The organism is Actinomyces provencensis (assembly GCF_900155435.1).
In the GTDB taxonomy this organism is placed as follows: Bacteria; Actinomycetota; Actinomycetes; order Actinomycetales; family Actinomycetaceae; genus Pauljensenia; species Pauljensenia provencensis.
In genome coordinates this window covers 1,580,441-1,586,485 of sequence record NZ_LT700212.1, presented here as the reverse complement: position 1 = coordinate 1,586,485, position 6,045 = coordinate 1,580,441, and the positions used below count along the sequence as shown (strand labels likewise).

Here is a 6,045-nt window from a genome sequence, read left to right as displayed (position 1 = left end):
GCCTGTGAGCGGGCGAAGGCCTTGAAGGGCGCCCGGTACTCGTTGTGGAAGAACCCGGAGAACTTGACCGAGAACCAGCAGGTCAAGCTGGAGTGGATCGCGAAGACCGACCCGAGGCTGCATCGCGCCTACCTGCTCAAGGAGGGCTTACGTGTGGTGTTCCAGCTTCCCTACGACGCCGCCGTGGACGCGCTGGAGAAGTGGCTGAGCTGGGCGCGACGCTGCCAGATCCCCGCGTTCGTGAAACTGTCCAAGACCATCGTCAAACACCGAGACCGGATCCTCGCCGCGATCGAACACAACCTCTCCAATGGGCTCATCGAGTCCACCAACACCAAGATCCGCCTCATCACCCGCGTCGCATTCGGCTTCCACACAGCCCAGCCCCTCATCGCCATGGCCATGCTCACCCTCGGAGGCCNGCCTGTGAGCGGGCGAAGGCCTTGAAGGGCGCCCGGTACTCGTTGTGGAAGAACCCGGAGAACTTGACCGAGAACCAGCAGGTCAAGCTGGAGTGGATCGCGAAGACCGACCCGAGGCTGCATCGCGCCTACCTGCTCAAGGAGGGCTTACGTGTGGTGTTCCAGCTTCCCTACGACGCCGCCGTGGACGCGCTGGAGAAGTGGCTGAGCTGGGCGCGACGCTGCCAGATCCCCGCGTTCGTGAAACTGTCCAAGACCATCGTCAAACACCGAGACCGGATCCTCGCCGCGATCAAACACAACCTCTCCAACGGGCTCATCGAGTCCACCAACACCAAGATCCGCCTCATCACCCGCGTCGCATTCGGCTTCCACACAGCCCAGCCCCTCATCGCCATGGCCATGCTCACCCTCGGAGGCCACCGCCCCACCCTCCCAGGCCGCCAATGACCCACACAAGAGTCAGGAGCGCCGCATTTCCGCACACCGGCTGGCGAGAAGTCCGTCCTGAAAACCACGGACCACGGACCACGGACCGAGGTCGCGTGGTGGCGGTCGAGTCGGTGGCTGCGGAAGCAGGACCTGGGCCGGCTGGCCCGGCACAGGTCGGCAGGCCCAGCGCAGTTCGGCTGGTTCCTCCCCACCGGCGGGTGCGTGCACCTCCATCCACAGGAGCGCGGCCATGTGCCGCCTCTCCACAGGCGGGCACTGCCCATCTTTCCCTCCGGCCCCGGTTGACCTGGGATCGACGGATGGACCTCATCGAACACCTCATGAACCATGGCGGCATCGTCCGCCTGTCCGCTCTTCGCCGCCGACGCATCGACACGTCCGAGCTCCCACCGGGCGTCCGTCGTTACAGGGGCGTCGTGTACCTCACCGATGTCGTCCCTCCGGCCCACGCACACGCGGAAGCACACAACGCGGTCGTCACCTGCGTGAGCGCTGCCAGCGAGCACGGACTCCCGGTGCCGGGACGGGGTGACGACGGCCGGACCCATCTGGCGGTTCCCCACAACCGTCCCACGAGGAGCAGCAGGGCGAGCACCGGAGCGGTCACCATCCACAGGGAGAGGAACCGCATCCTCACCGATCCTCGGCGGCCCTGGCTGGCAGACGTTCCCACCACCCTGACCCGCGCGATCACCTGCCTTCCCCTGTACGAGGCCGTGGCCATGCTCGACGCGGCTTGGTTCTCGGGCCTGTGGCAGCCCGATGACGTCGTCATCCCATTGCGCGGTCCGACCTCTTCACTCATGCGGCAGGCAGTGGCGCGAAGCCGTCGGCGAGCCAGGTCCATCCTCGAGACCTTTGCGAGGCTCATCCTCGAAGACGCAGGCATCGAAGTCGTGGAGGGAGTCTTCATCCAGGGGGTCGGCGAGGTGGACATGATCGTCTTCGGCCGTCTCGTCCTGGAGACCGACGGGTGGAGGTTCCACAGCACGCCCGGGCAGCGGGCCCTTGATCTGGCCAGGGACCGGCGGCTGGTCGCGGCCGGCTACGTGGTTCTCCGCTTCGACTACCACACGGTGATGGACGACCCCCAGCACTTCGTCGCCGAAGTGCTGGCCGCCCGCGAACACGCACTGAGCCTTCCCGCTCCCCATGAACCCGGGTCCCACGGGTATCCGGCGGGCAGGTGGAACTGATCGGGAGCGTTCGACGAGTCCGTTCCCACGAGCCCGGACGGGTACGTCCCGGCGCGCGACGTCGGTCGTCCGCGTAGGCGCGCGCGGGGTGGAGAGGCGGCTTTCCGATCGGCCTGCGGTGGACCCGGAGGGTGGACGCCAGTCCGCTCGCCGGCCCAGCAAGGTGGCGTGGTGTCCACCCTCGGCGGGGCAGTGCGGATGGGCCCTAGGATCGACGGGTGAGTGAGGACCCAGGTGCCGAGAACCCGCGGTCGGCCGACGAACACCCGGACCACGGGGACGCCGGGCCGGTCAGTGGGCAGGACACCGGGCGCATCCCGGGCCCCGCGACAGGACCGGACACCAGGCCCGACACGGTGCCCGACGCCGGGGCCGACGCCGGGCACGCCAGCGAGGAACCCACACCGTCGAACACCCACCAGGACGCCCACCGCCCGCAGGGGTGGCGGCGCCTGTTCTCCGGGCGCCGCATGGTCCAGGTGCTGCTCGTCGGTGCCATCGTCTACCTGGCCATTCCCCTCGTCGGCGAGGCCGACCAGGTCCTCCACGCCCTCACGCGGGCGAACCCGTGGTGGATGCTCGCCTCCCTCGGCTTCGTCTTCCTCGGCTCCGTGTGCGCCGCCCTGGGGATGCGCGCGTGCGCCGGTGTGGCGGCGCCGTTCTGGTCGGCCGTCGAGCTGCAGATCGCTGCGAACTTCGTGGGCACCGCGACACCCGCGAGCGTCGGCTCTGTGGCGATCGCCGTGCGGTACCTCCACCGGAAGGGCCAACCGCTCCCCCTCGCCACCGCGGCGATCGGTCTCCAGAGCGCCGTCCAGTTCCTCGTGCACATCGTGTTGCTGGCCCTGCTGGTGGTCTTCGGCGGCGGGAGTGTCGACCTGCTCCGGGGTGTGCCGGACGCGCACGTCGTCCTCGCGATCAGCGGGATCGTCCTCGTCCTCGTCGCCGTGGCCCTCGGTGTGCCGCAGCTGCGGAACGCCCTGACGAGGGCGTGGCACGACCAGGGGCGCGAGATCGTCACCAACCTCACCACGCTGGTGCGCACACCGCGCCGGCTGGGCGCGGCGGTGCTGGGGGCGGCCGGGACGACCCTGAGCGGGGCGGCGGCGCTGTGGGCCGTGATCCTCGCGGTCTCGGGAGGCAACCACCCCGTCGTGGCCGCCTTCACCACGATGGTGGGGGAGACCCTGGCCACCGCAGCACCCACGCCCGGCGGGATCGGCGCCGTCGAGGCCGCACTCGTGGCCTCCATGACGGCCTTCGGCCTGACGCCGGGCATCGCCCTCGCGGCGGCCTTCGGCTACCGGATCACGAGCACGTGGATCCCCGTCCTGGCCGGATGGTTGTTCTACAACCACCTCCAGCGCCACGACGACATCTGAGGCGAGCGCGGTCGTCGGTGTGCACGAACTCCTGATGTGAGGCACACCTGAGTCCGGTGGGCGACCTCACCGGGCCCACAGGCGCGCCAAACCCTAGGCTGGTCCCCACTCGGCACGTCGACAAGGAGACCACACTGATGAGCCGGCAACTCCGTTCCGCGACCTCCACGCAGGGGCGCAACATGGCAGGCGCGCGCGCCCTCTGGCGCGCCACCGGCATGGGTGACGACGACTTCGGCAAGCCGATCATCGCCGTCGTCAACTCCTTCACCGAGTTCGTCCCCGGGCACGTCCACCTGCGTGACATCGGCAAGCTGGTCGCCGACTCCATCAAGGAGGCCGGCGGCAACGCCAAGGAGTTCAACACCATCGCGGTCGACGACGGCATCGCCATGGGCCACGGCGGCATGCTCTACTCCCTGCCCTCGCGCGAGGTCATCGCCGACTCCGTGGAGTACATGGTCAACGCCCACTGCGCCGACGCCATGGTCTGCATCTCCAACTGCGACAAGATCACGCCCGGCATGCTCATCGCCGCGATGCGCCTGAACATCCCCGCGATCTTCGTCTCGGGTGGCCCGATGGAGGCCGGCAAGAACATCCCGGCCGAGGACATCATCGGTCCCTCCACCGCCGGTCACGGCAACCTCATCACCGTCATGAACGCCACCGCCGACGACGCGATCTCCGACGACGAGCTGCTGCGACTGGAGCGCCTGGCCTGCCCGACGTGTGGCTCCTGCTCGGGCATGTTCACCGCGAACTCCATGAACAGCCTCACCGAGGCACTCGGCCTGTCCCTGCCCGGCAACGGCTCCACCCTGGCCACCCAGGAGGCGCGCCGCGACCTCTTCGTGCGCGCCGGGCAGCTGGCCGTGGACCTGTGCCGCCGCTACTACGGGGACGAGGACGACTCCGTCCTGCCGCGTGCCATCGCCACCAAGGACGCCTTCGCCAATGCGATGACCCTGGACATGGCGATGGGCGGGTCCTCCAACACGGTCCTCCACCTGCTGGCCGCCGCCCACGAGGCCGAGGTCGACTTCGACCTGGCCGACATCGCGGACCTGGGGCGCAGCGTGCCCTGCCTGTCCAAGGTGGCGCCGAACCACAACGACTACCACATGGAGGACGTCCACCGGGCCGGCGGGATCCCCGCCATCCTCGGTGAGCTCGACCGGGGTGGCTTCCTGCGCCACACCGTCCACTCCGTGCACTCACCCGACCTCGAGCACTGGCTGGCTGACTGGGACGTGCGCGGCGGGCACGCCACCGAGCAAGCGGTCGAACTGTGGCACGCGGCCCCCGGCAACGTGCGCACCACCGAGGCCTTCTCGACCTCGAACCGCTGGGCCAGCCTGGACCTGGACGCGGAGAACGGCTGCATCCGCGACGTCGAGCACGCCTACACGAAGAGCGGCGGGCTGACCGTCCTCTTCGGGAACCTCGCCCCCGAGGGCGCCATCATCAAGGCCGCCGGCATCGACCCGAGCCTCTTCCACTTCGAGGGCAGCGCCCGCGTCATGGAGTCCCAGGAGGAGGCCATCGACCGGATCCTCGACAAGACCGTGCAGGCCGGCGACGTCGTCGTCATCCGCTACGAGGGCCCCGCCGGGGGCCCGGGCATGCAGGAGATGCTCTACCCGACCTCCTTCATCAAGGGCCGCGGGTTGGGCAAGGCCTGCGCGCTCATCACCGACGGTCGCTTCTCCGGGGGCACATCGGGGGTGTCGGTGGGTCACATCTCGCCCGAGGCCGCGGCCGGCGGGCTCATCGGGCTCGTCGAGGACGGTGACCGCATCATCATCGACGTGAACGAGGGGCTCCTGCAGCTCGACGTCGATGACGAGGAACTCGAGCGGCGGCGCCTGCGCCAGGAGGAGCGCGAGCACCCCTGGACCCCGGTGTCGCGCGAGCGCGTGGTCTCCCCGGCCCTCCAGCTGTACGCGGCCACCGCCACCTCCGCCTCGACCGGTGCCGCCCGCGACGTCTCCAAGGTGCTGCGCTGAGGAATGCCCTCCTGGCGACCCCGGCTGCGCCCCTGGGCGGACCCGGGAGGGTCGTGCGGCGCGCTGCCGGTGTCCCGGTCAGCATGCGCAGTCGGTTCCAGCGGCGTTGAGCTGCTGTCCGGGGTGAAGTCGGCGGGAGGTTCGTTCCTGCGCGCGTGTGCAGAAATGCGGCGCTCCTGACGCATCTGTGGGTGTGTGTGCGCGTCGGAGTGGGTCGCACGCCGCTTCCTGCATAGGTTCTGAGCTGTTCGAAGGCAACAGGACCGGTGGTCAGGAGAAGCGGCGTGCGTGATGTCAGCATATGGCGGGTTCTGCTCGGGATCGACAAGGCGGTGATTGAGCGGGTTGAGTTCGATGAGGACGCCGGCTCGCTGATCGCGCATGTGCGGCCTCGCTCGCGTGAGCGTGGTCGCTGTGGTGTGTGTCGGCGGCGCAGCCCGGGCTACGATCCTGGTCCCGGCAGGCGCCGGTGGCGGAGCCTGGATCTGGGCTGGATCCAGGCGTTCGTGGAGGCGGAGTGTCCACGGGTGCGGTGCCGGGACCACGGCGTCGTGGTCTCCCACGTGCCCTGGGCTCGCCACGG

Annotated in this window: 5 protein-coding genes and 1 pseudogene; all 6 read left to right on the top strand. The window is 69.3% G+C overall.

Translation table 11 applies throughout. The features are described 5' to 3' along the window. On the top strand, positions 1–447 hold a 447-nt coding region (locus BQ9890_RS07055; protein ID WP_143226419.1), incomplete at its 5' end, for a transposase. Continuing rightward, positions 423–872, top strand: a pseudogene (locus BQ9890_RS07050) (ISL3 family transposase); the annotation flags it as partial. The gene BQ9890_RS07055 and the pseudogene BQ9890_RS07050, both read left to right, overlap by 25 nt. Positions 873–1,174: 302 nt before the next feature. Continuing rightward, positions 1,175–2,071 (top strand): endonuclease domain-containing protein, encoded by an 897-nt coding sequence (locus BQ9890_RS07045; protein WP_075890379.1) that lies wholly within the window; start codon positions 1,175–1,177, stop codon positions 2,069–2,071. Between the two features lie 218 nt (positions 2,072–2,289). Next, entirely contained in the window at positions 2,290–3,453 is a 1,164-nt protein-coding gene (locus BQ9890_RS07040) for a lysylphosphatidylglycerol synthase transmembrane domain-containing protein (RefSeq protein WP_075890377.1), read from the top strand. A gap of 137 nt (positions 3,454–3,590) precedes the next feature. After that, the gene (ilvD, locus tag BQ9890_RS07035) at positions 3,591–5,462 is read left to right on the top strand and encodes a dihydroxy-acid dehydratase (protein WP_075890375.1); all 1,872 of its coding nucleotides are present in this window, start codon (positions 3,591–3,593) and stop codon (positions 5,460–5,462) included. A 284-nt stretch (positions 5,463–5,746) separates the two neighbouring features. Further along, positions 5,747–6,045: transposase family protein (locus BQ9890_RS15870; RefSeq protein WP_230298010.1), on the top strand; the 299-nt coding region annotated here is incomplete at its 3' end.

What these genes read in the sequence shown, in the direction of transcription:
- BQ9890_RS07045 (WP_075890379.1), top strand. Translation starts at nt 1,175, where the DNA reads ATGGACCTCATCGAACACCTCATGAACCATGGCGGCATCGTCCGCCTG.
- ilvD (WP_075890375.1), top strand. Translation starts at nt 3,591, where the DNA reads ATGAGCCGGCAACTCCGTTCCGCGACCTCCACGCAGGGGCGCAACATG.